Below are 25,245 nucleotides of genomic sequence, written 5' to 3'. Positions count from 1 at the left end.
TGCCGGATGTAACGTTCGAGTTGATGAGCCGCTGAAGAGGATCATACGCCTACTTCTCGCTGACATTCACTTGGACGTTGGAGGTGTTCGTCAACCAGCCGGTGACGCTAGCGACGGTGCCCGTGTTATTGTACTGGTAGGCGAGATAAAGCGGGACTGCACCACCGTTCTTCAGTTTGACGGTCGAAATCTGGTCTAGATTGGTGTAAGTGCAATTAGTGACTAATCCATTCGCGTACTGCACTCGTTTCAACTGGTCGTTAGGATAATAGCTGAAACTTGTTGTGCCAGCCACAAAACTATGAGTCATGGTCTGGACTCTGCCGAGAGGGTCATAGCTGTAGCTGGCGTAGGTGAAGTCGTTGTAGGTAATCGATGATATTGTCTCCCCGGTGTACCAGTACTGAAAAGAGTAGCCGTTCGAGCTGGTTCCGCTCGGCGTCGGGCCAAGGATAGGACTCTTTTTGGGATCGAGGTATCCGTTGGCGATGTAATCGCCTGGTGCAGTATCGTAGACATCGTACATGACGAATTGGCCCGGGATGTCCTTGATGCTTGTGACGATGGTCCAAGTCTGTGATTGTGGGATGAAGAGCCTGTCTCCAACTCGCAGCTGGGTAACTGAGAGCCAACCGATCTTCCCGGTGGACTGTTCGACCCAGAGCTTCTGAATAGTCGCATTATCCGTTCTAAGGTCGCGTCCGTCTCGTGTACTGATGATCAGCATGTCATGCACATCGACCTTAGCAGTCTGGATGATAGATGACACAGTGAACTGGTTTGTAGTGACATTATAGGACTGGAGATGGTCCCCGACCTTCAGATTCTGGACAGGAACGAGTGAATGATCGGCCATGGTTATGAGTGTTCCCGCGGCTACACTCCCACCACCGCCCGATGCACATGGACCACTCACTGCGCTAGGAAGGATACCGTTGACCGCGTAGCTCTCACACGTCACCCTGTTGCGGTTATCATACGAGAAAGTAGTTGTGGCATTCTGACTCAACAACTGGAACAGGTTGCTGTTGTCATCGTAAACGTACAAGTCAGTCGTAATTGTGCTCCCGCGATATGTGATATTTGCAAGACGATCAAGAGAGTCGTAGGTGTGATAGGTTCGGATCCCATTCCGATCCGTCTTGGTCACCATGTTCCCGCCGACATCGTACAGGTAGGTTTCGGCCGTTGTATCAGGATAGATTGTCTTTGTAAGGCGGTTCAGGTTGTCGTACGTGTAGCTTGTGGATTGGCCGGTCGAGCTGGTGACACGTAGGAGGTTTCCAACCTCATCATAGAAGTACGCGGTCAGGATGGTTGCGGGCGTGCAGAAGAGGAGAGCGTTTTCGACGACGTCGATGGTTCGGCCTAGACGATCTGTCCAGATGCACTTTGATACTCCGTTTTCGTCCGCGCTCCTAGCCCACGAATCCAGATCGTCATAGGTGACTGTTGTCGTGTTGAGGTCGGGTTTCTTGACGAGAGTTAGACGGCCGAGAGCGTCGTACTGGTATGAGATCGTGTTGCCCACCGGATCTGTGTCGCTGAGGATCTTATCCTGCCAATTGTAGGTGTAAACCTCTGTCGAATATGGCTGTCCATTTAGGAAACGGATAATTTTGGAAAGACGACCGATACCATCATAGACGCGTTGCGCTAGCCATCCGTTCTCGTTGGTTACGTTGAAGTAGGTGAGTTGATCGTTATACGAGTACGATGTGTAACCTTCGTTAGAGGGCATCGTCTTTTTTGTGACTCGACTCAGAATGTCATAGGCGTAGGTCGTGTTGTGTCCGAGGGGGTCTACGGAAGACAGCATGTCCCCCGTGTTAATGTTATGGCCGAATGTACTGAAGATCAGAGTCCCACCGGGAACCAGGGTTTGGTTGCGACTCGTCAGGTAGGCCGACCGGTACTTTGCCGAATAGCCGTACCGCGTAATGTTGCCTCTGGGGTCCGTGAGAGTGATCTGGTTGCCATAGTTGTCATAAGTTCTAGATGTTGTAATCCATTGCCTGCCAGTCGAAGAATCGAACCGCTTCTTAGTCTGAGATAGTCCACCCTGGTAGGTGTAACCGTAATAGTTTTCGACAAACCCGCTAGCGCCGATAGAACTCTGCAACTCTCCAGTTCCGGAGACCTTACCGTGAATGTTGGGGCCGGGAGAACCACCGGGTATGAAAGAGCTAGAAAACTCTGTCGGGCCAGGGCCGGCTGTGAAATTGTCGAACATGACTGAGTATCCTCCCGCGTAGAGCCCGAATCCCGTTCCTGTCGCATCCGGTCCAGTGGTTTGGAATACGCCGGTAACGCTGCAGAGGATGCTTCCCGAGTAGCTCAGGGTTCCCTGTGCGTAGTAGCTGTTTAGGAGACCTAAGTATTGAACGGATAGATTGAGTGTGTACCAAGCCCAATATGTCACCCCAGAGGGTATTAGGCACCTAGCATTTTGTTGGGTGTCTCCGAGCCAGCTTGTCTCGTTTGTGAGTTCGAGATATGTGTCGTTGCGGATGACCAAAGAAAACTTGTTGATTCCGTTCCCAGGATAATGAACGAAAATGCCTGTCCTTGGATTACTAAAATTCTCCATGTTGACCAGCATAATGTTGGTACTTGTCGAGATGTAGCTGGAGCTTAGGATTGGGTGGCCTAGATCGGCCGAGGCAAACATAGCCCCTTGATTACCCGATGTGCCTGTTCCATTGTATGCGCCGTTTGTGACGAGACTGAGAAAACTAGCTTGGACCGCCCAATTTCCTTTCGATATCGACCAGTTGTTGTCTGGCAGAGTTTGGTTTGCCTGACTGAAACTATCTTGGAAAGAGTTGAAGCCTACTGGGACACCGTCATTGTAGTAGGAGCTGAAACTATCATGGTAGGATAAAGCTCTATTATCAATGGCTTTGCTGCTGTAGATCAGGTTGCCCCAGAGATCGTAGCCGTAGAAGTTTGTGAAACTTTGAATTGCTCCGTGACCGTCTGTGACAAGGATGATCTCCTTTACTGGTAGACCGGCGACGCCGTAGAGATCTTCCACGCCCCGGACGAAATTGTGGTTCGAGTCGGAGACGTTCTGGTTCATTCCGGCAAACGAGAAGGAATAGTCGGTGTAGGCGGCAAGTTGCGTTCCGTCGTACGATTGAACCGTCGATCCGATAACAAAACCTCCGGGGGCTGGGACGTAGCTGAACTTGAACTGGCGGACCGTAGCCCCCTGGGATGTTCCAACAGTTTGGCTCGCGACTCTGAAGGTTAGGGCATCTGTTCCGATCGAAGAATTCGCGTAGGCGAAACTCGTGTGCCAATTAGTGGGATATATTATCGAAGATAGAATCCAGGGAGCAATCGCAGGGCTGACTGAGGCCGCAGTATAGTTGTAGCTTGTGATTCTTCCGGCTGGGTCGGTTTCGGAAGCGAGGTCTTGACCATTGTAAATGAAAGTTACTCCTCTGATTTTCCCTAACTCGTTTGAACATGGGCCTGTGGCCTGGTCTATCCTTGCAAGCAGTCCGCTATAGCAGAAAAGAAGCGTTCTGCCGATTGTGTCTATTATCGTTGAGATTAGGCCGTTCGAATATGCGAAGGTGATCGTGTTGCCCGAAGGGTCTGTGATTGTAGTGAGCGCATGACTTGATGGGGCGAATCGGTAGGATACCCCATCTTTTGTGATTAGGAGAATGTCGTTGGAGTTTCGCACCATACGGAAGTTCTCGCCTTGATGATTCTCGAAGAAAGCGGTGGTCCCGGACCAGAAACCGTATGGTATTCTGTATCCTTCACCGTTCCAGAGATGAATGTAGAACGAGACGTTAGCCTTTGTCATCCAAGGAAAATTGAGCTGCCATCCATCGCCCATTGGAGCCCATGGATATTTTTCAAACGGGTACGGGCTACCGGACAGGAAGCTGTAGGGCTCTGTGTAGACTCTGGCAATTTCCAAGTTCAGTCCACGCCCTGGAAGGCTGAGATCTGTCTGCCGAATTGTCAGCAGTCCGGTACTAGTCGAAACGGACTCGCCAAGGTTTTGGAAATATTCGCCGTACGGTGCGACGCCGTATCCGTCCCATGGGTCGGGAGGTGCGGCAAACGGGGACCAAACGGTCTGTACTGGAACTTGTTCGAAGAAGAGTATTGGCCAGTCTGTCCATGTGAGTGTAATCCAGCTTGGGTTGGTTCCGCTGAATAGGGCATAGTTTGATTGCAGGTTTCGTGGTGAGATCAGGTTGATGTTGCCGCTTCCTTCTTTGTTGGCGACCGTTGTTGTGCTTGCATCATGCCAGTCTTGCGAGAAGGTTTTCCGCTTCATTACGATCGAGGGAGTCAGTCCTGAGCCTGCCGGGGGAGAGTAGATCGAGAATGCGTAGAGATCGTTTGTGGAGCTATCGACCGTAATTGTGGGGTCCGTGTCATAACATTGGGCGGGGGGAGATCCGCAGACGTCTTGTGGATCTGGACTGAAAATGTGTCTTACTGGGGTAGCCCACGACGGAGATCCGCTTGCCCGATACTGGTACGTGGTGTTGCCGTCGGGCATTCCGGTGTATACTAGATGAATTCCATACTTCGAGTCGGCCACGGCCGAGAATGTAGTATTCGGACTCTCATTGGGCTCTACGACCTCGGAGTTCCCTACACAACAAATGTACCGGACACTCAAGACCTCGCTATGGGTAGATTTGCTCGACCAGAGCGATATTCCAGGGTCGAATGTCGCGTTAGGGGCCTCTCCGATGAAGAGGCCGTTGTCAACCCAACTCCAGCTTCCTTGGACTACGTGCATGATCGGGTTGGTAACATTCAGGGAAAGGGTCTTTCCACTGGGATAGTTTGCGAAATTCACCTTGAAGGTTGTTGAGACCGAGGACCTAAGGACCCCCGGCTTACCTTGGTCGAAGGTAACGCTGCCAGACCATGATTGGTTCGGCTGATAGGCATCCACGTTCTCTACGCCGAAACCGTTGCCATCAGATGTGAAATTGAGGGTTGACCATGTTACTACTGCGCCAGGTTTGAGGGTTTGCAGGTTGAACTTTACCAGCTCATCTGCTTCATAGGACTGGAATGGTGCAGCGAGGGTCAGAGTTTGGGACGAGTCCTCCCGAGTATTGTCGAGGCCACAGCAAGCAGTAATGTAGGTATCTAACGCTGGCGTAAATGTCTGGACTCCGATGTTGGCGCCGATGAGAATCGACCTGAGCTGGACGAATGTGCCCGAATAGGATTGGTATATGACACGGACGCTCCCTGCAGCATCAGCCGGAAGGACCTGGGAGTACAACGCGTTTGAGTCAGCTTCACAACCCGCAAACAGTAGAGCCCCCTGATATGCCGCGACCAAATCGCTCTCTGTTGGCCAGTTAGGTTGGCAGATGCCGTCACCGTCACCGTTGATCACGGGGCCGGAGGCATAGAAGTTGAATGAAAAAGCGGGAGTAAGTCTAGATCCGGTAGCCGCTAGAGCTAGTGATACGTATCTGATTGCGACCGTTTCGGTGCACGATGTTGATGTGGTCGCGCATCCTCGAGGAATCGTAACAGCTTGGGTTACGAGTTGGCCTTGTTTATTGGGGTTCCACGTAATGGTCGGACCGGAGATGCTGCCTGAAGCATAGTAGAGTGACGGTGCGACGTATCCGCAGGGCTTGGAGGGCACGCAAAGGTGCTCTGCAGAGATTGCCCAGTTGCTACTACGACTGTTTGACCGGAGTTGAGAGCAAAAGGAGAGGATGAGGGAGCATCGTTGTAGGCTGGCCATCCGCAGGCATCGAGTAGGTGGACCAGTTCGTCCCGTCGTTTGAGGAGGAGTAGACCGGGAAAAAACCGTTGTAGTAGAAGACGAAATAGTAGCCTCCTTTGGGGTCGTAGAAAACATTCCTTTGAAATGAGTAACTTGCTCCATTAGGGGCCCTGCCAACTGTCTGAGGATCTATGCTGGTTGCGGAACCAGCTGCTAGGGTTCCGACGTTAATTCTCAGTGTGAAGAAGGAGGGATGTAGCTCTGCTGTCGAGTTCAAAGCAGGTGGGACGTCATTCCAAGAAAAATTGAAGTCTTGTAAGCCATACCCGACCGAAAAATGTCTTGCATGGTCGGGTGGGTGCAAGATCGTTTTCAAGTCACGCCAAGTGTATGCGAGGCGGTATGTACCCGCCGTTTGGGCGGTAAACTTGAGATTCCATTTGAGGGGACCTGAAGCCAATGCTCTGTATCCAACTTGGAGAGTTCCCGAATATTGGCCTGCGCTGACCAGCATGGTTCTAGTTACAAAACTTCCGGTTTCGTTTGTGCCTAAGATCTGGAAACTGCTTGAGGTTGGCGAAAGAGGTGTCCAAGAATCCGTATTCGCTATTTGAGCCTCGATGCTCCAGAAGGACCATGAGCTTAGGACTTTGTGGTCTCGACCAAGAAGCTCATCGTGGGGCGTACGCCCGCCAAGAAGTCGAAATGCTATTCCGAGATTGTAAAGAGTGACATTGTCCGATGATGTTTGAATGATTCCCCCGGCTCCAAGTAGCCTGTTGATTCCAGAAAGGATTGGCTTGGGCAGAGAGAGGTCGGGAACAGGGTTCGCTCCAACGCCAGAAATTGACTTAGACCCTAACGGAGAATTGCTAGCACTCGTGGAGCTTACGCTCGCATTAGCGGCGAGGTTTAGGGGGATTCCTGAAATGAGGCTCAGAACAGTTAGCATGATCAGAACAGAACTCTTGCTAATTCTGAGAGCAATGCGAGTTTTGCGGCCGGGATAGGCCATTCTGATGGGACGATATGGACCGTTCAACCAACCATCTCTATTACGGGCTGTCAGGATATTTCGGCCCTGAGCCCGCTTTCCGCACCGTATGGTATTTAGCATCTTTTGGGCTTACCGCTAATGGAAAGTAAGCAGGGCCGGACCCGCTTGATAATTTCGTTGTGAACTGCGGTTCTTGTGTTTCCTCGGTCGAAGCCTACGCTGCTGAAACGGGCCAGAGCTTAGGTTGGGTGTTTGGACACTTCAACCAATTCAGGTTTAGACTCTTCTGAGAAACCGGTAGTCGACCCCAAGGGGCGAGCCCAAGCTGGAAAACACGAAAACGGCCGAGCCATCTACGCTTAGACCCTACCTCATCGGTCCTCCCGCTCAGAATCACTCTCAGAAGGCGAGTGTTCTAGAAATAATGGGCCCTAACGACCGGTCTCCGCATGGTGAGAATGTCCGAGGACCTCGAATCTTAAAGCTCGATCCCGCGTTTCGGGTCCTCTAGGAGACCGACATGAGCTTCTTGCCCAGTCTTCTCTCTATGTCCATCTTTGCCCGCTTCAGTTGTCTAGCGCGCTTGAGCAGCTCGATAAGATAGTCCAGGTCGACTATCGGGCGAAGGGCCGGGTACTCCCATGGAGTCTTGTTGATCTCGTCTGGATAGATCATGTACCCGTTGGGATAGTGGGTCAGCAGTATTCCCGTGGGGTCTGTCTCGAGGACTTTGGAGAACTCGCGTAGGGTGTATCCTGCCTTCTTGAGCTGTTCCAGCGCCCTATCGAGCTCATCGCTGGCCCTCTCCAGCTCGGCAAACATCTCTCCCCTGTCGCCATCTCCCATAGAATACCCACCTAGGACCCCTATTCGCGAGAAACGAGGCTCACGGCGGGCATAAGCGTTCCTTAACCCAGGCGTCGATTCCTCCGAAACAGGACCGCTTCTCCTTAACGAGATATGATCGACGGGAAAGGGCTCTTTTCTAATTAGACTATGCGGCTTGTTTGCGTCCAGCGACCAGAAACTATTCCTTCGGTGTTGAAGACCGTGTCGTTTCGGAGCTTCTCGTCGTCGCCTGTCATCCCCTTCATCCACTTCTCAACCCAGCGGTTGTATTCGTCAATTTTCTTTTTGGGTGCTCCACCCGCGCGCATGGCTTTGGTGTCGAGTTTTTTTGTCTCCTTCAAGGTGGCGAGGTAAAAAGTTAGCTCATCCTTTTTGTCTTCTAGTCTCCGTCTAGGGTCCGAAGCTAGATAGGTATCTGCCTGAACCTCGGCCATTATTTCTTGCAGCCCCGCTTTGCGGAAGATTGTTGGTAATCCATTGCCAATGTCGAAGTATTTCCCCTCCAGTTTTCTCACTCCGTCGACGTATGCCTCTTCTAGTCTAATGGCTAGCTTCGTGAGCTTCTCATCATCCGGAATATAGACAGATTCGATCCGACCGCGCTCGATTGCTGCGACTGTTCCTCCATTACGGGCGACTCCGCCCATCTCTTGAAAAGCTTTCAGTGGTTCCGTGAGATGCATCAAGAGCGTCCTACAACACACGAGATCAGCCCACCCATCTTCAACCGGGATATTATACGCGTCGCCCTTGCGGAAACTAATCTTGCCGGCCATTCCTTCCTTCTTGGTTTGTTTTTCGGCGGTCTTGATATTGGCCGCTCGAAGGTCCACACCAATGATCTTGCACTTGCAAAGTATCAGGCTCGCTATATATCTGGTAAAGTCTCCAGTTCCACACCCAACGTCAACAATTTTCATCCCAGGCTTCAATCCGAGAAAAGTAGAGTGCATCAGCTTGATCCATGGCTTGGTTTCCAGATAGCGACGATAGATCTCCCTGCTACGCCGAAGATAGCGAACGCAGAACGCGTGTGATGAGATCCCAGTTTTCTTGGGAGACAACTAGTATCTTACTTCAGTTCTCTCCCGATTTCAAGCTCTCGGTTTTGCTTCGGATCCCACTCGTCTTCGAGGGACAAGTTTCCATAAAATGAGGATCCCTCCAATGATGGATACTACCGCGGGTCCAACGTAGCCAGCAAGGAGGAAGCCGAGCGGCGATGCGTTCTGGTCGATCCATTGCTGCATGAAATAGTTGGATTGGTATTCGTTTGAGATTGCAAAGAGTAAGCTTACGGTAATCGCGAGCTGAACGACTATGATAGTTCTCAAAGTCCGCGATGGCTCGCTAGTGCTAATTTTGGGTGTAGAGGTGGTTTTCGCAGTCTGGGCGGATTTCGGGTTCGGGATTAGTAGTGAGCTGATTGCTCCCAGTGAGACAAAGATGCCGGCTGTGAAGGCCGCCCAGCGCGCCCCTTGGGTAATCGCATCATACAGGATTTGCAGCACATCAGGAACGTGCCTACCGAAGAAAGCAAGAAAGGATTGGTCGATCCCCCCCGAGAGTCCAGAGTTAAGGGCACCAGTCAATAGAGCCCTTTGTTGCACCGAGAAACCAATTGTACTAGTTGCTAAGTCGGCCCCTCCCACTGCCGAGATCTGAGCCACCAGAACTGCGCCAATTACAGCGATTCCGAAAGCAGAACCAATCTGTCTAACAGTGTTGTTAGCGCCGGATCCTACTCCGGCTTTCTGCCAGGGTATACTTTGCAAGACGGTGCTGGTAAGCTGGCTGATCGCGAGACCGACTCCTGCGCCATAGATGACGAGGATCGGGTACATGTAGTAGACGGGGTTTGCAACACTGATGATCTGGGACAGGCTGAAGAGCGCAGTGGCTTCAAGAGCCATGCCTGTGGTGACGACCCACTTGGGTCCAAACCGAGTTGCGAGAACCCCGGCTACTGGTGCGAAGATGAAGACTGAGATCGCCATGGGAAGGAATGTGAGACCGGCATTGAATGCCGAGAGGCCCTTGACTGTTTGAAGGAATATTGAGATGATGAATACTGCTCCGAACTCGCCCATTGCAACGATCGTGACGGTGAAGAGCCCGTACCTGAATCCCTTGAATTTGAGGAGACTGAAATCAAAGAGGGGAACCCTCCCCATTCTTAGCCGGCGAATCTCGTAGAAAGTAAACAACGCAAGCAAGACGAGCCCCGTTATGATCGAAACTAGGGGAAGAGATACTGGGTTCGAGATCGGCCATGAGAAACCGCTCACTGCGAATTCATTGTTAGGAACAATCCAACCATAGGTTTGGGCTTCAATAAAGCCGAACAAGAGGCTGGCCAGACCGAGTGTGATGAGGATGAGGCCGAGAAAGTCGGTAGTGTATTTTGGATCCTTGAATCGGGTTTCTTTGATCGCGAATGCTGCGCCAACTAGGGCTATGATTCCTATTGGGATGTTGATGAAAAAGGCCCAACGCCATGTGAACGTGGGGTCGCTCGTAAAGTAGCCTCCCAAGACTGGTCCGAGAACTGCAGCCGCACCAGCGGTTGCACCCCATATTCCGAAGGCGAGGTTTCGCGCTTTGCCGGTGAAGGTGGTTGTCAGGATTGATAGGGTGGCCGGGGAAGCCATTGATGCTCCGAATCCCTGGAGAACCCGGCCCACGAGAATCTGAGCCAGATCTTGCGAGAATCCATCAACGATCGACCCGACAATGAAGAGAGAGATTCCTGCCACGAAGATTCGTTTTCTGCCGAACTCATCGCTGAGTTTTCCCCAAGTAAGTAGAAACGAGCCGAAGATCAGTGCATAGAGCGAGGTGATCCATTCTAGGTCCTTCAGATTGATCCCGAAGTCCTTCTGAATCTGATATTGAGCAACAATCACGATCGTCGCGTCAATGACGATTATTGCTAGGGAGAGGCTCAGAACGAGCAAGATGAAGAACTGCTTCGGCTCGATCTTTGTCGAGCCTCCTGATGGGGCTGGACGTGCTCCTTCCCCTGTCTGGTCAGAGGGTTTTCCCTGGCTCTCCGCTGACATTGAACCCGAATCACATTGTCTGGGGGTAATCAAACATTCCCGTCAAGGCTTGCGAGCTGCAGGCTGTGAAACCCTAAGAAGTCTCATGAGGACAAGTCGCAGTCCCAAATTGCCAAAGGACCTTCACACTGGCCGCTACAGAATCGAGCTGGGACACGAGGTTCACCTGAACGATATTAACCCGAACGATACTTCGGGTTTCGAGGGAAAGGATGAGGATGAAGCGAAAGAGTCGAAGAAGCTCAACGAGAAGCTTAGACAGCTTCAGGAGATGCTCTATGCAGAGCACGAACAGAAGGTCCTAGTCGTTCTACAAGCGATGGATACCGGCGGCAAAGACGGAGTCATTAACCGAGTTTTTCAGGGAGTCAATCCCCAAGGAGTTCGTGTCGCACACTTCAAGGAACCTACCCCTGAGGAACTCGATCACGGTTTCTTGTGGCGAGAGCACAAACAAGTCCCCGGAAAAGGAGAACTCACGATTTTCAATCGAAGCCATTACGAAGGAGTCCTGATAGAGAGAGTCCACAGGATCGTTCCTGAGAAAGTCTGGAGGAATCGATACCGGCAGATCAACGATTTCGAACGGTTGCTAGTTGAGGAAGACATGACGATATTGAAATTCTTTCTACATATCGACAAAGATGAGCAGAAGAAACGGCTGCAACAGCGCCTGGATGATCCTTCGAAGACGTGGAAGTTCAGCGGAACTGATATTCCCGAGCGAAAATTCTGGAAGGATTACATGAAGGCTTACGAGGACGCCTTGAACAAAACCAGCACAGATTATGCCCCCTGGTATCTTATCCCGTCCAACCACAAATGGTACCGCGACCTCGTGGTTTCCCGAATTATCGTCAAGGCCATGGAAAAACTGAACCTTCACTATCCAAGAATTGACCGGAAGTCAGTCCCAACGAAGATCGAGTGAATTCCTGCGGGGCTTCCTCTAACCGGCAACAGATGAAGGGAAGAACGCCGTCAGCGGCGCTTCCCACGACGCCCTCGACAAGCGTGTCCTAGTTGAGAAATTCATCAAGGTCTGCCTTTTCGTAACTATTTGTTTCTGCTAACATTTTCTTTTCTGCTAACTATTATCCGACCCCCCGGGGAGTGGTCGATTTTCCCGCGCCCCCCGTCCTTCGTGAACATAACAGAAATTCATAGCCAGGTAAGCACAAGCTTGTCCAAGACCCTGCCGGGGCACGGGGCCTTCAAATAAGCGCCAGCGATTATACTATGGTAAGTCTTCTCAGTTGCGGACCCTTGTAGCTGAATGCCAGATACCCACGGCTCCCTCCCGGTACGGGGAGGTTGAGACCATGGCCGAGAGCATAGGCTACGAGATAATCGACACCATCGTCCAACACAGGAAAAGCCTCCACCACACCTACTGCATCGGACCCGGCAAACTGGAAGAGATCAAAATGCTCGTCGCCGAAAACGACATAGAAGCGGTTGTCTTCGCCAACACACTTCCGAGCGCGCAGATTTTCAAGATCCAGCGCGTCCTCGGCGGATCAGACATCAAAGTCATCGACCGCAACCTCCTGATCTTAGAAGTGTTCGACAAGCGCGCTATGACGAAAGAGGCGAAACTCCAGATCGCGCTCGCCAAACTCAAGTACACCTTCTCCTGGGGTAGAGAATTCCTTAGACTCGAAGGAATACTGGGTGGACAGGTCGGCTGGAGCGGACCCGGAGACTATCCATACCATGATTACGAGAGAACCGCTAAGAAGCGGATAGCGAACATGGAGAAGGAGCTGAGAGATCTTTACTCGAAAAAAAACCTGCTTAGAGATCATCGGCGCGAACGAGGCTTCCCAATCGTAGCTCTCGCAGGCTACACTCAGAGTGGAAAAACCACCTTCTTCAACCGAATGTCAGCAGAACACAAGGACACGGGCCTAGGACCATTCACAACACTATCCACGTTCGCGAGACGAATCGACCAGAACAATGGCGGCGACAATTTCAGCTTCATACTCATCGACTCCATCGGCTTCATCGAAGACATGCATTCAACAATCCTCAAAGCATTCAACACAACCCTCGGCGAAATATCCAACGCAGACCTGATCCTCCTGTTCGTTGATGTTAGCGAGGACCTAGAGTCAGTCTTCAGAAAGCTGACAGCCTCGAAGGAGATTCTCACCAAGATAGCCTCCAAAATACCCTTGGTTATCTGCGCGAACAAAACAGATCAATGCGACGACCAACGACTTGAAGAAGGAAAGAAACTGATCTCCAGAACATTCGAAGGCATTCCACTAGTAGAGCTGAGCGCCTTGAAAGGAAACAATACAGAGGAGGTTGTGAAGCAGGCCTACCATCACCTTAACGGCGCCAACGCATCCCTTGCTCCTATTGGCTCTCTAGAGCTACACTCCTCTCCATAGTAGATCCCGGGAAATCCTAAAATTCTTCATTGCCATTAGTTGGAGACGGGATGTTCTAAGTGGAATTACGGAAACTTCAGCGTACACCGGACGGAACCTACCTAGTCACGATACCGAAAGCATGGGCAAAACGCGTCGGACTCGACCAAGGGTCCGTCGTCTCCTATGAAGAAAGACAAGACGGAAGACTCCTCCTCTCCCCGAGAATCGATGAAGAGAGACCGCCTCTCGAGGTCATACTGGAAGCCTCTCCTTTTGTTAGAAGAGAAATCATCGAGCGATACCTCCTCGGATACGACATAATCCGCATCCAGTCCAAAGACAGCCTTTCGCCTGAAACAAGAGACGAGGTCCGCAAAACCACTAAACGACTCGTAGGTCTGGAGGTGTTAGAAGAGGACGCGAAAAAGATCGTCCTACAATGCCTGATGGAACCTTCGCTTCTCAACCCCGAGCGTATCCTTCGCCGCCTCGAAATGTTGTCCATGCCCATGCAGATAGACGCGGTCCAAGCCTTCGTCGAATCCAACACCGAACTTGCGAATGGAGTCGTTGAGAGAGATGAGGAAGTGGACAGATGGTACTTCCTATTGGTCCGACTGGTAAGAGCAGCCATCGCAGACACATACCTGCTTGAGAAGATCAAAGTCTCCTCAGTCGACTGCCTAGACTTCCGCCTCCTAGCAAGCTATATCGAAACCTTCGCCGACTACTCGGTAACAGTTGCCGAGAACACTCAAGACAAGGTTCCTGTTCCACAGGAACAACAGAGTCTGTTCCAGAAGATTGGAGCCTCCGTAAATACAATGTACAAGGACGCAGTCGGGTCTGTCCTCTCACGGGACCTGAAGCTAGCTTCATCCGTGAGTCCAAGGTTCAAAGAGACCAAGAAGATTCTTGCCGAGGCTGAGGCAAGCATCGCGAAAGCTCCGCGTCCGATGGTTAACCACCTCGTCGCCGCACTCATAGCCTTGAATAGAATGTGCGAAGTCTCGGTGGACATATCGGACCTCACGATCACAAGGTAGACTCTATGTTCGCGATAACCGGATAAGTCGCGATCGACCGTTAGATGGTCTAGAAGGGGTCGCTCGATGTCGGAAGAGAGGAAGAAGGCAATCGGTGCCATACTGGAAGCAGGTTTCCAGATGGAAAGCGACGCCTTCAAGGCCCTCATGGAAGTTAGCGCTGCTCGCGAGCTGGACCCTCTTGTCAAAGAAGTTCTTCGGGTCGCAGGGACCATAGAACCACGACCCGCGTCGATCAACAGAGACCTCGTCCTAAGGGCAGCCGAGCATCTTGACCTATCCGGTAAGGGCATCGAGACGGATCACGCGGGGATAGGGCACCGTCGACGTTTTGCTGAGGATCTTGACTCTCGACTAGAAGTCGTCTCGGACCCTACAGGCAAGCTTGGAACTACAGGCGCCTTTGATGATTTTCTCCATTACTTCAGAAACCGTTTCGATAAGATGAGCCTGCTCTTCAGACAGAGAATGGACACACGAAACGCCGGGACCATTTCTGACGCATTGTCAGGTGGATCGAATGGGCGAGGCCGCTTCATCTGCATGGTCCTTGACAAGAGGGAGAAAGGCGATAGGATCTTTCTGACAGTTGACGACTATGAGGATGAGGCTACCGTTCTCGTTGGGCGGCAGAACTCTACCGTATACGAGATGGCCAGAAAAATAGTCAGAGACCAAGTTATCTTCATTCAAGCCCGCAAGAGCGCAGGTCCTCTACTAATCGCGGAAAGCATCGTTCTTCCAGAGATTCCAGATAGAAAACCCTCCCACGCCAATGAAGAGATCTATGCCGCCTTGATATCGGATGTTCATGTGGGAAGCAAAGTGTTTCTCGAGGACGAATTCCGCAAGGTTCTAAGTTGGTTGAACGGGGAGATCGGAACACCAAACCAGCGCGAAGTCGCCGAGAGGGTGAAGTATGTTCTGATCGGAGGAGACCTCGTCGACGGTATCGGAGTATATCCCCGCCAGGAGGTCGATCTCGCCGTTCCCGACATTTACGAACAGTACCGGTTGGCGGCGAAATTCGTCAGCGAGATCCCAGAGTACATGGAGGTCGTCTTGATCCCAGGCAATCATGATGCCGTGCGTCAGGCCCTTCCACAGCCTGCTATTCCGAGGGATTTTGCTGGACCCGTGTATGACTCTAGGAAGATTATCTCACTGGGCGATCCAGCGGAAGTTCGCCTGCACGGGGTACACTTTCTACTCTACCATGGAACTAGCTTGATGGATATTCTGAGCGGGGTCCCTGGGCTCGACTATCAACGTCCTGTCGAGGTGATGGAGTATCAACTGCGAGCTCGCCATCTCTCTCCGGAATACGGGAAGACGACACCAATAGGTCCCGAGCAAGAGGACTTCCTGGTACTAGAGCGGGTCCCGGACGTTTTCACCTCGGGCCATATTCATGTCTCGGGTGTGGGGACTTACCGGGGAACAACAATAGTGAACAGCGGCGCTTGGCAGGGCCAGACTGATTATCAGAAGAGAATGGGGTTGATCCCTAAGCCGGGAATACTTCCCGTTGTCAACCTCAAGACCCTCGATGTTAAGATGATCAACTTCCAGTAATTGGCTACTAATCTCTACCCCCACCCCAAGCCTTCCACTGGAAAACCAAACTTACCTTGGGGTCTGAGGTTTATTTTTGGATGAACTTACTGGCAAGGTTAACTCCCATTCTGATGATTTATGCAGACCTGTACATTTTCGACTACCATTTCATCTTCGATTTTGTATAGAGCAAGGAGGACGGGAAGCTCTTGCAAGTCTCCATCGGAAGGCTAGGGGTACGGGTCCCTGATCTACTCACCGACAAGCTGAAAGATGATGGTCATCTCCTTGTCTAGAAATGGCAACGACAGATCTGGCCCTATCCTGTCTGTGATATCAAGAATTTCTCCTTCCATGTGGGTCTGAACCCTCAGCTGAACCCTCAGCTCATGAGACTCGACGGTCATGATCTGCGTCCGATCTCAGGCAAGGAATTAAGAATGAAACCTAGCGCCTGCCAGACAGGTTCAAGGTCTTTGTCCAAGGCGACCGGCCCAAAAGAGCTCTACGTGAAGAAAATCCGTAATGGTACAGTGATCGATCATATTCTGGAAGGTCATGCTCTAGACGTACTCAAGATTCTAGGAATAGACGGTCGCGAAGGACACATCGTCAGCGTGGCGATGAACGTGATTTCAAAGAAACAGAACAAGAAGGACATCGTCAAGGTCGAGAATCGAGAATTAAAGCCGGGGGAAGTGGACAAGATAGCTTTGATCTCACCCAGCGCAACGATCAGTATCATTCGAGACTATGAGGTGGCTGAGAAGACGAGGGTTAAACTGCCTGACTCCATCAGGGGAATTGTTCGTTGCTCAAATCCTGCCTGCGTATCGAACGCTGAGCCTGTGGAGCCGAAGTTCAGTGTGGAAAGACAGGATCCTCTTCGGCTCCGCTGCTACTACTGCGTCCGAATAATGGAGAAGACCGATGTACTCAAACAGTTCTAGCGTAGAAGTATCACCGATGGAGCATGAAAAAGCGGTTAAAGAACTGCAGACGCTCTATGGTGAAAAACGCGATGCGATCCAGCAACGTCTGCATGAATTCAAAGAGATTCTCAATCACAATGATAACGATGTCTTTGCCGAACTATGCTTCTGTCTTCTGACGCCGCAATCGTCTGCGAAGACTTGCTGGGCTGCAGTCTCCCGGCTCAAAGAGCGAAGTCTCCTCTTGAAAGGAGAGGCTAATGAGATTCAACCGCAACTAAACGATGTCCGTTTCGGCGATAGCAAGGCCAAGTATATCGTCGAGGCCAGAGGCCTGTTTACCAAGGATGGCAAGCTATACCTCAAATCCCATCTTTCCAGCTTCGCCAACCTGTTCGAGCTGCGGGAATGGATGGTAGAGAACGTGAAAGGATTAGGGTACAAGGAGGCTAGCCATTTCCTCAGGAACGTCGGGCTCGGAGAGGAATTTGCTATCCTCGATAGGCATATTCTGCGAAACCTCAAGAGACTGGAGGTCATCTCTGAAGTGCCGGTTTCGATCACGAAGAAGCGCTATCTGGAGATCGAGGAGAAGCTTCGTCGTTTCTCACGGGAGATAGGAATACCGTTGGCGGATCTTGATCTCTTGTTCTGGTCGCGCGAAACAGGATGGATATTCAAGTAGGTAATTGATTATGGGAAAGATTGGTGTTATGGCGGATAAGGAGACGGCGATCTACTTCAAGCTCGGCGGTGTCAAGAACAGCTGGGTCGTGAAATCAGAGGACGAGGCGGTCAAGACGTTTGAGGACATCAAAACCAGACAGACTGTCTCCCTTGTTATTGTTACCGATACCGTTTTCGACTGGATCAAGGACAAAGTGGGACAGGGGAAGAAGGAGATCGAACTCCCACTGGTTGTATCGATCCCAACGAGGCGTGGCGGCAAGTCGCAGGTTGACCTGCTAGCCGACCTGATCAAGCGAACGGTCGGCGTCGAGATCAGGGTAAAGTAGCAAGCAGCGGCGAACTCGCCCATTCTCAGCCCTGTTCTCGTTTTTGGGAAGCCTCGGTGTAGTGTCCGGAGATTCGTTCGGGTTTGTCGCGATCTTTCCAGTGCCCATCTTAGCCTGGATTGTGCCCGGAATCGCTTGTCTCGCGTATTATCACTGCCAGACAGGAAACGATTTCAAGGAAAAGGGGGTCTTAGCGACCGACCCTCGCACCGCATGAGTGGTCTGCTTGGACCCCCGTAATAGTAAACTCGGGCCGATGATCGAGTTTTTGGTTTGTCCAGTTGAAATCATTGTACGAGAACCCTTAATCCCGTGGGAATTTTCGGGACTGTTTGATTCCATAGACCTCAAGCCTCGACAGCTTCTTTAACCGAACCCTTCATCTCAGCCACTCTCTGACAGAGCCTTCCTTTCTGGTGGACCTCAAGTTGCCGCTCCATAGAGCCTTTCCAACCCGAGCGTGTGATGGTCCAACCACAACGTGGACACGTGATTGACTTCACAGGTTCAGTGCTCGACCTCATTTCCTACCTTTCCTCAGTAGAGTCAGGGCAGGTTTACCCTACTTAAAGTTGACATTGAGTCATTCTCACGAGGCTAATCGGAGCGAAGGATTGGAAAGTCTTGGAGTTGGTACTCGCTATCTAAGAGCAACAGGCACGATTGGGGAAATTGGCTTGTTGGCGCAGAGATAGTTCTGGAAGGCGAATTAGACCTCAGAGCAATCAGTAAGAAGTCAGTTTACTGGGAAATGAAGTGACGGACATTGTTCTACGTGACCGCAATTGCCCTCGCTGTCAAGTAGAGAACTCGCTGAGAAGCCTTCTACAAGCCGAGGGTACGAAGGTACGGTGGGTAGTCTTCTGCGAAAAGTGTCAGTGGTTGCTACAAGGAGATAGTGAACTCTCAGTCAGCCGCATTGAGGTGGACATACCCAGTTACGCAAAGATATGGCGTTTCATCGAAGAACTTGAGCGCAGAATTAAGACTCTGGAAGGGTATCTCAAGGTTCAGATTGCCCAAACGGGCGAGTTGAAATCGATTCCATCTGGAAAACAGTCTACCTCGCAAGGGCAGAGGAAAAAATCTGTCGTCTCAGATTCCAACAGATGAGGAAAGGGAATCTCTTGGCGGGCAGTTTCGCCGTTCTCTTTGTGTTATCGAATTGTGCACCTGAAGCGTATCGGTAAGGAATGAACTGTCAAAATCCTGCGTGCAACGGAACAATGATTGGACCTTTGCCAGTGAAAGTGTCGGAAGCGCACATTCCAGACTTGTCCGTTGTGAACAGGAAGTACTGGAAATTTACGATTGACAATCACGAGCTTGAAGGACGAGGCTATGTCTGCCCAAGTTGTGGCTATTCTCGGATTATCAAATGCTACATCGACAACGAAACCGGAATGGTAGCCTGGGACTGACATGCCTGCACTTAGCTCGCTAAAGACTGAAACCGTCATTCTCCGGTAAGTGTTACAAGCTTCCTTTGACAGTCAAAGGGTCATAGGATTTGTTGGAATGGGATTATTCAATCCGCTCGGTCAAACATGGCTTAGCGCTCTAACTCTAAAGCCGGAAGAACAGGTCATCATCGCGTGGGAGGGGGACCGCGAGACACATACGCAAGTGGCGAGAACGAAGGTGGTCGAACGTGGTCTAATTCGTAAGCACGACGAACAGGTCACAACCGGAAAGTTCGACACAGTAAAGGACACGAACTCCGGCTTTCTTGTTCTGACTTCTCAAAGGCTTGTATGGTTCGAACGCCAGGGCTTCATGTCGAAACAGGTGCGACCGACAGTCACTTTCGACTTGCTTGGAATTCAGGGAATCGCGAAGGGAGGCAAACTCGCGAGCTGGGTTAGCATTGCCGATAACTCACAAGAACATCTATTCCACCTTGGTCGCTGGTCCGATGAAGACTTTCTGCAGAAGTTCAAAGGACCAATCCTTCAAGCCGCTTATCGATTGAAGCAGAAAAATGAACAATCCAGAACGACTAATGCAGTTGTAGACGCGCAGGCGATAGCAAAGGCTCAGGTCGAGATGGTCTCATGCAAGTACTGTGAAGCCAAGAACGCTTCTGACAAAGAGCGGTGTTGGCGTTGTGGTGCAGGTCTCTAAGTCCGAGTCCTTCATTCGAACTTCTGCGCAAGTCGCTCGGAGCTTCGCCATTCAGACCTTAGATACCGCTTGTAAACCTGGAGCCTTTCGCCAATCAGGCGAAGGAAATCTTCCTGTAATTTCATTATTCTGTCGTGGATAACTTGTCCTTGCGCTTCGGTGCGAAGAGTGCCCGTGGGTATGAATTCAAGGGCTGACAGTGTAACAAGCTCAGATATGTCTGCGTGGGACAATATTGGGGCAGTCTGGGCTTCGAGAGAATCGAACGAATGACAACGGCAAACGGGCATGTTATCACAAAGGTGAAATCGCAGGTTAAATTGATACCGTGCCTTACTCCGTCAAAACAGATGATTGGTCAAAGCCACTCATAGTTTTTTCTTGGTTCAACCAATCATTCCTCAGAACTACTAAGGGACTCTCGTACTGATAAGTCTCTTGTTTCGAGAAAAATCCTTTTGAGATTGTGAAAGGGCTCAGTCGTCGAACAATCGTTTCGTCTTGGACCTAGTGATGCACAGTTTGAGGGTCAGTGAACGATTTTGTTCGTTCGACAATGTATCTTCCCGACGGCAAGACCAAGGCGATGCGAATCGTTGCAATGTTCCATCCTTCCTTAAGATGGGCCTCCAAGTCATTCGGGTTGATGATTCGCCTAACCGTATTGTGAGCGGAGTCATCAACTTCGACTACTATCTGACCATTCTGAAGAACACCAACGCCCTTCCAACCGTCTTCGAGGTGAGTCTGAAGCTCTATCTCTGTGATAAGCTTCTGTTTTCTCGACAACTCTCATACCTCACTCACTCAACAGGAATTCTTCTGCATTTAGCTTGTTACGCTCTAAGAAGTGGTGTCAGCTTTTCGACAACTTTGGAGAGAACCATGCTACCAACCTGTGTCCCGGACCCTAACATCTTTTATGTTAATGTGTGAGATTGGCGAGAAACTCAAGCCGGTGAGAAGTCGAGCCTAATACTGACTGACCTGCAATTCAAGGAATTGAAGGAACTTATTCAATCCTACATCAGGGTGACAGCCCTCGGAGCTATCCGAGAAATCAGCGATAAGGAGCTGGAGAGAAATGTAAGGTTGCTCAACGCTGCTGGCTATAGCTCTCGTGAGATAGGCGCAATTCTTGACCGCAGCAAATCCAACGTCAACGATTTACTCGCGGGACAGAAAAAATCGAAGAAGGCTGTGCCTTGAGCAAAGACAAATCCGACGCTCTCGCGGAGGCTGTTAGGAACCTTGTCAAGGTATTCGCCTACGCGCAGATAAAGCACGAGGGGAAAACGGAGCGAAAGGCTCGGTTTCTAAAAGTATTCGGGCTGAAAGAGCAGGAAATCGCAGACCTACTTGGAATAACTCAACCAGCTGTGAACATGGCACTATCGAAAGACAAGAAGAAAGGACGAAAGGGCTTCAATGACACAACTGCTAACTCTAAGGAAAGCGGTCAGTAAGAAGTTAGGCATAAGCATCCGACAGCTTCGCAACCGTGTAAGGGACAAGGCGGCGGAGGAAGGTATTCTTGACCGAGATGTCGCTCTACTCCTAATTGCTTCACGAATCGCAAAGATAGACATTCGACAGCCGAGATTCAAAGTTCCGGAGGACAAGATTTCAACACTCAACGAGCATTTGCGGTCGAGAGGTCAAGCTATAGTTCAGGTTCCTCAAGGTGCGGGTAGGAGAGTTGCCAAAGAAGCACCGGTGCGGATGCACCGACTGTTGACGTTTCACGATAAGTTCCCGATTCCTATTTTCTATAACCGGTTGGAAGACGAAATCAACCTCGCGTTCAACAATCCAGGCTTACCAAATGCCGTCCTGGTTCTGTCCCGAAAACTGATAGAGAACCTTGTCTACAATTTGCTGGAGTATCGTTTCAAGGGTCCGGGCATAGACATCTACTATAACCGTTTACAAATGCGGGCTCACGATTTCAGCGTTCTACTTGACAATCTGAAGAAGTACAGGTCTGAATTCGAACCGAACCACCAAGAGCTGATTGACCAATTTCTGAAAATCATTTCAGAAACGAATTTCCGACGTGAAGCGAATTCGAAAGCCCACAAAGTGATGGAGTACCTCGGGTCGATGCGTGACATATCGAAGCTAAAGATTCCAGATATGGTCCAAATCTTGCTTCTGTTGATTGGCCGAGTAACTGAGCCTAAATGGCTTAACGTGACCAAAGCCTCACAATTGGACAATGGACTCCTAATCAATGTCATGAACGCGGGAAATAGCTCAGCACGATTAACGGATTACACGGTCGAAGGTTTGCCGAAAAAATCCCTCGGAAAGGAAGTTATCGTTCAACCAGGTGTGACAGCAACGCTTGCGCTACCAGTTCCCGACGAATTCAAGTTTCAACCTGGGAAACCGGTGCAGTTTGGTCTATGGCTGGACGGCGAGACAGAGCTACGGTTCCAGCATGCGGTCCGAATTCGAAGAAGCCCTGTGACCAATCTGAAGAATCCGGATTCTGACCCGGACAATATAGGATGACGGAAGCGAAAGTATCCCCGCGTAAGCTGTTTAAGATGGTTCGCTCGCGATACAGATATGTCCCTACTGGAAGCATATCCGCCGGGACTTAGAAAACATCGTGCTCGCAAGAAACGGAAACCGCGAGACCTTCTTTCCGATGCCAAAATCGGTCTCGATTTGGTTCTGATTGTGTTGGGTATCGTCACCCTCGCTGTCATGACGGCCCCTCACAGTTTCAGCCAGACCGTTTTCGACCGAGAGTTAATGTTACTCGGTAGGACCGCGACTTCCCAAGTCAACAACATTATTCCTCTCTGCATTTCGGGAGTATGCGGGTATTCCATGCCTCAGTATAATGTAAGCCGACTTTCCATGGTGACAGTAACCTTCCATTTCAAACCGTTTCAGAATATGGCAGCAAATGTAACAGGATACGCTTGGATAGAGGGTCAAGACCCTACAGCTAAGAGCCTCATGGTCTACGGGTTGGCAAACGAGTCATACGTTCGGTCAATCACGCTACCAGTGACGGAGAGCATCTTGAATCTCTACCTAACCGTTGATTGCATTGCGCCTTCCTATTGTGATTTCCAGCGAGCTAATGCGCACGTAACCATGGACCTTTTCGAGGTTCTCAGATAGCCAACTTGAATCACTTGTACAAGCAAGTCTTCGCGTGCTCAAGGTAATGCGGTTCGCAAAACCGAAGCAGACAGCCCCGACACTTTGACAAAGCCACACCTGGGCAACCTTTCTCATAACAGCCAGATTGCATGATTTGGGTAAGGCGTGAGGATTGTTAAGTAAGAGATAGGTCCGAAACTCTCCAGCCGTGCCAGTCGAAAGGGACGAAGTAGGTCCAAAGATTGACTATCCGGGACTGACCTACGCCCCGATTAACGAGCAAGGTGTAGTCCTTCTATTTGGAATGATGAGTGACGACCTCGGGTTCTCAATTGAGGCAATTCGGCAAGGCTTTCCGGACGCTTTGGTTGTTGACTACCGAGCCAATCCTAACCGTGGAGTCAAGAAGTCAATCGAATTTGAGTTTACAAGCTCGCATTTTGCCAGACAAAAACACCCCGTCAAGGGTGCCCAGATTATTGTTTGCTGGGAACACGACTGGAAAAACGTCCCAAAGGAAATCGAAGTCTTGGAGCTAAAGAGCCTAATTCAGAAGCTCAAGCGAGAGGAGGCAGAGCAATCAGAAATTGAGGAAATGATTAGTCCTAAAGCGCGCGTGAAAGTTCCACTCTCGGTTACTTCTGACTATTCCACAGCTATCGGATTCTCGATGCCGAAAAGGGGGAAGGAAAAACCAGCCTACGAAACCTCGTGGAATGCGAGGTTAGAGTGGATAGAGCCAGATACCCGGTCTTTAGCGGAAAGACTGATTCAAAGACTTGAGAAAGATATTCCGGGTACCCAACACAGACCCCGGTTTCGGTGGCACTCCTTCTACTTTCGAGAACCATTCGTCCGGAAAAATGAGTTCGCAACAGTACTTGTGGGAAGGAAGACAGTGAGGCTATCTATCCGAGTCAGCCCGAAAAAATTATTTGCTGACCCGTTCGGGGGGCTGTTCAAGCCCATGGCAGGTTTCTTCTATCCGCGGGGCGAAGAACGTAGGGCTTTCGTGACTCCGGAAAATCTCGAAGCGGTAATTTCAGTGGCAAGGTCAGCCTACCATGGGTTGGAATAACTTGCCCCCGCTACCCCAAGAGAGTGGACTATCTTCCAACGTACGTGGGTATTTTTTGCTTGCCAGCTAGGGCAAGGGTAAGTGCCCTCATGTTTCCATCATCGAACCCCAGTGCTATTGGTCTGCAGCACGGGTTTGTTCGAACTCTGGGAGCAGGGAGAACGATTGGGCAAAGCATCTCTTCTTGAGAGATGAATCGAACGATGCTCGACATTCCTCTCATAGCTGCATCTACGTCTGGGGCTTGACTGGAGAGAGTTCCATTACGTTGTGCTCCGTAAACCAAATCCGTCGTCTCTTTCAAAGACCCGTAACACCAATGAACCGGCATTCCTTTGGCTCCCGTGCTTCCGCACCACAAGCCAACTTCCTCCCAGTCAAGGACTTCCCGCCGCCATCTATGGTTGTTGTAGTTGATGAGTCTGTTCGGGTCTACTCTGGAGATTTCTGCATCTAGCTCAGGTTCGCTCATTCTTTCTACCTCTGAGACGATAGAGGCGAACTGATTTGTCATTGCACTCGGGTCGATGCGTGCGGGATGAATACACTTTTCACTTATGACAAAGCATCGCTTGGTAGCCGCTCTGACGCTCATCCTGTCTTCGACCCACTTTCCGTTGTTAAGTCAGCCGCGAGACTTCTTGGTTTGGCTCTCTAGCATTAGCGTTCCGATGGCTTCGCAATTTGGGCACATCTTCAAGAAGGCTCCGCTTTCTATCGTGGCCCCGCACGATGTGCATTTCCACTTCAGTATCACTGCTTTCCGAGGTATTTTCGGGCCCAATTCCAGTCGAACCCTTCCTTCTTGTTCCAATTCGTATATGTCAATCCGTGTTTCTGGAGGTTTTCATTTTCTAACCTTTTGACTTCTCGAACAAATTCTTGGGTCGCATCTCGAGCCTCTCGCATCAGGGAAAGGAGTAATTGAGTAGTTTCCGGGTAAAGGTAAAGATACCTCCGGAACCTACGGTCGAGTCTCAACCCGCGAAGATATCCAGTTAGGTCCTCCAGCGGGAAACCTCGACTTAGAAATCGAACTTCGTCGGCAGCCAACCAATAGTCAGCCTTGCCCGCATGGTGCCTAAGGTCAGGGCCTCTATGATACCATCTGATGTGATAGTAGCCGGTTAGAACTCTAACCCGAGTTTTGGCGCGAGTTCGAGTTGTGAAGAAGAATATGTGCTCAAGACCTTTCTGTACAAAGCTTCGACGCATGTCTTCCTCGCATGTGCTGAACAGCCCGTAGGTCCCAGTTTCTACGTTCGGGTCGGACTTGCTATCCCCAAAACGGGTAATGTCCCGGACGGGTATTTTCGAGTTGGAATCGCTATAGTAGAAGG

Annotated in this window: 24 protein-coding genes; 15 read left to right on the top strand and 9 right to left on the bottom strand. The window is 50.6% G+C overall.

Annotated elements, in window-relative coordinates:
• Positions 1-49 precede the first annotated feature (49 nt).
• The 5 genes from VGS11_11210 to VGS11_11190 all read right to left on the bottom strand — a co-directional run bounded on the left by VGS11_11210 (position 50) and on the right by VGS11_11190 (position 10,645).
• On the bottom strand, positions 50-5,653 hold the full coding sequence (locus tag VGS11_11210; GenBank protein HEV2120653.1) for a hypothetical protein: 5,604 nt from the start codon (positions 5,651-5,653) through the stop codon (positions 50-52).
• 34 nt (positions 5,654-5,687) lie between these two features.
• On the bottom strand, positions 5,688-6,854 hold the full coding sequence (locus VGS11_11205) for a hypothetical protein (protein ID HEV2120652.1): 1,167 nt from the start codon (positions 6,852-6,854) through the stop codon (positions 5,688-5,690).
• A gap of 387 nt (positions 6,855-7,241) precedes the next feature.
• Positions 7,242-7,580: a hypothetical protein gene (locus VGS11_11200; GenBank protein HEV2120651.1), complete on the bottom strand. Its 339-nt coding sequence runs from the start codon at positions 7,578-7,580 to the stop codon at positions 7,242-7,244.
• 143 nt (positions 7,581-7,723) lie between these two features.
• The gene (locus tag VGS11_11195) at positions 7,724-8,647 is read right to left on the bottom strand and encodes a methyltransferase domain-containing protein (protein ID HEV2120650.1); all 924 of its coding nucleotides are present in this window, start codon (positions 8,645-8,647) and stop codon (positions 7,724-7,726) included.
• 30 nt (positions 8,648-8,677) lie between these two features.
• Complete coding sequence (locus VGS11_11190; GenBank protein ID HEV2120649.1) at positions 8,678-10,645, bottom strand: MFS transporter; 1,968 nt, start codon at positions 10,643-10,645, stop codon at positions 8,678-8,680.
• A 109-nt stretch (positions 10,646-10,754) separates the two neighbouring features.
• Here VGS11_11190 and VGS11_11185 point away from each other — a divergent pair, with 109 nt between their 5' ends.
• From VGS11_11185 to VGS11_11170, 4 genes are all read left to right on the top strand, one after another.
• Positions 10,755-11,576 carry a polyphosphate kinase 2 family protein gene (locus tag VGS11_11185; GenBank protein HEV2120648.1) on the top strand — a complete coding sequence of 274 codons (822 nt, stop codon included), beginning with the start codon at positions 10,755-10,757 and terminating at the stop codon, positions 11,574-11,576.
• A gap of 325 nt (positions 11,577-11,901) precedes the next feature.
• Positions 11,902-13,047: a GTPase HflX gene (gene hflX, locus VGS11_11180; GenBank protein ID HEV2120647.1), complete on the top strand. Its 1,146-nt coding sequence runs from the start codon at positions 11,902-11,904 to the stop codon at positions 13,045-13,047.
• Between the two features lie 59 nt (positions 13,048-13,106).
• Positions 13,107-14,075, top strand: coding sequence for a phosphate uptake regulator PhoU (locus VGS11_11175; GenBank protein HEV2120646.1), 969 nt, complete (start codon positions 13,107-13,109; stop codon positions 14,073-14,075).
• A gap of 66 nt (positions 14,076-14,141) precedes the next feature.
• Positions 14,142-15,650, top strand: coding sequence for a DNA-directed DNA polymerase II small subunit (locus VGS11_11170; protein HEV2120645.1), 1,509 nt, complete (start codon positions 14,142-14,144; stop codon positions 15,648-15,650).
• 233 nt (positions 15,651-15,883) lie between these two features.
• Here VGS11_11170 and VGS11_11165 read toward each other — a convergent pair whose 3' ends face one another.
• On the bottom strand, positions 15,884-16,039 hold the full coding sequence (locus VGS11_11165) for a hypothetical protein (protein HEV2120644.1): 156 nt from the start codon (positions 16,037-16,039) through the stop codon (positions 15,884-15,886).
• A 33-nt stretch (positions 16,040-16,072) separates the two neighbouring features.
• Between VGS11_11165 and pyrI the strand changes: the two genes are divergently transcribed.
• From pyrI to VGS11_11135, 6 genes are all read left to right on the top strand, one after another.
• Entirely contained in the window at positions 16,073-16,582 is a 510-nt protein-coding gene (pyrI, locus tag VGS11_11160; GenBank protein HEV2120643.1) for an aspartate carbamoyltransferase regulatory subunit, read from the top strand.
• Positions 16,583-16,598: 16 nt separating this feature from the next.
• On the top strand, positions 16,599-17,249 hold the full coding sequence (locus VGS11_11155; protein ID HEV2120642.1) for an N-glycosylase/DNA lyase: 651 nt from the start codon (positions 16,599-16,601) through the stop codon (positions 17,247-17,249).
• Positions 17,250-17,259: 10 nt separating this feature from the next.
• Positions 17,260-17,580, top strand: a complete 321-nt coding sequence (locus VGS11_11150; protein HEV2120641.1) for a V-type ATP synthase subunit F — start codon at positions 17,260-17,262, stop codon at positions 17,578-17,580.
• Between the two features lie 882 nt (positions 17,581-18,462).
• A complete protein-coding gene (locus tag VGS11_11145; GenBank protein ID HEV2120640.1) occupies positions 18,463-18,693 on the top strand; it encodes a hypothetical protein in 231 nt (76 codons plus the stop codon).
• Positions 18,694-18,773: 80 nt separating this feature from the next.
• On the top strand, positions 18,774-19,001 hold the full coding sequence (locus VGS11_11140) for a hypothetical protein (protein HEV2120639.1): 228 nt from the start codon (positions 18,774-18,776) through the stop codon (positions 18,999-19,001).
• Between the two features lie 97 nt (positions 19,002-19,098).
• On the top strand, positions 19,099-19,704 hold the full coding sequence (locus VGS11_11135) for a hypothetical protein (GenBank protein ID HEV2120638.1): 606 nt from the start codon (positions 19,099-19,101) through the stop codon (positions 19,702-19,704).
• Positions 19,705-20,211: 507 nt separating this feature from the next.
• On the opposite strand, the gene VGS11_11130 is transcribed toward VGS11_11135, so the two are convergent.
• On the bottom strand, positions 20,212-20,493 hold the full coding sequence (locus VGS11_11130) for a hypothetical protein (GenBank protein ID HEV2120637.1): 282 nt from the start codon (positions 20,491-20,493) through the stop codon (positions 20,212-20,214).
• A 213-nt stretch (positions 20,494-20,706) separates the two neighbouring features.
• Between VGS11_11130 and VGS11_11125 the strand changes: the two genes are divergently transcribed.
• From VGS11_11125 to VGS11_11105, 5 genes are all read left to right on the top strand, one after another.
• Positions 20,707-20,913 carry a hypothetical protein gene (locus tag VGS11_11125; GenBank protein HEV2120636.1) on the top strand — a complete coding sequence of 69 codons (207 nt, stop codon included), beginning with the start codon at positions 20,707-20,709 and terminating at the stop codon, positions 20,911-20,913.
• The gene (locus VGS11_11120) at positions 20,910-21,170 is read left to right on the top strand and encodes a hypothetical protein (GenBank protein HEV2120635.1); all 261 of its coding nucleotides are present in this window, start codon (positions 20,910-20,912) and stop codon (positions 21,168-21,170) included. Before VGS11_11125 ends, VGS11_11120 begins: the two co-directional genes overlap by 4 nt.
• Entirely contained in the window at positions 21,133-22,221 is a 1,089-nt protein-coding gene (locus VGS11_11115; GenBank protein ID HEV2120634.1) for a hypothetical protein, read from the top strand. The genes VGS11_11120 and VGS11_11115 overlap by 38 nt, the downstream gene beginning before the upstream one ends.
• A gap of 57 nt (positions 22,222-22,278) precedes the next feature.
• Positions 22,279-22,845: a hypothetical protein gene (locus tag VGS11_11110; GenBank protein ID HEV2120633.1), complete on the top strand. Its 567-nt coding sequence runs from the start codon at positions 22,279-22,281 to the stop codon at positions 22,843-22,845.
• Positions 22,846-23,035: 190 nt separating this feature from the next.
• The gene (locus VGS11_11105; GenBank protein HEV2120632.1) at positions 23,036-23,905 is read left to right on the top strand and encodes a hypothetical protein; all 870 of its coding nucleotides are present in this window, start codon (positions 23,036-23,038) and stop codon (positions 23,903-23,905) included.
• A 28-nt stretch (positions 23,906-23,933) separates the two neighbouring features.
• Here the strand turns inward: VGS11_11105 and VGS11_11100 are convergent, their stop codons facing one another.
• Both VGS11_11100 and VGS11_11095 read right to left on the bottom strand, forming a co-directional pair.
• Positions 23,934-24,377 carry a hypothetical protein gene (locus tag VGS11_11100; protein ID HEV2120631.1) on the bottom strand — a complete coding sequence of 148 codons (444 nt, stop codon included), beginning with the start codon at positions 24,375-24,377 and terminating at the stop codon, positions 23,934-23,936.
• A gap of 281 nt (positions 24,378-24,658) precedes the next feature.
• A partial coding sequence (locus VGS11_11095; protein HEV2120630.1) for a hypothetical protein occupies positions 24,659-25,245 on the bottom strand: 587 nt, incomplete at its 5' end.

Source organism: Candidatus Bathyarchaeia archaeon, from assembly GCA_035935655.1.
Lineage (GTDB): Archaea > Thermoproteota > Bathyarchaeia > 40CM-2-53-6 > 40CM-2-53-6 > 40CM-2-53-6.
This window is presented reverse-complemented; position numbering and strand designations above follow the sequence as displayed.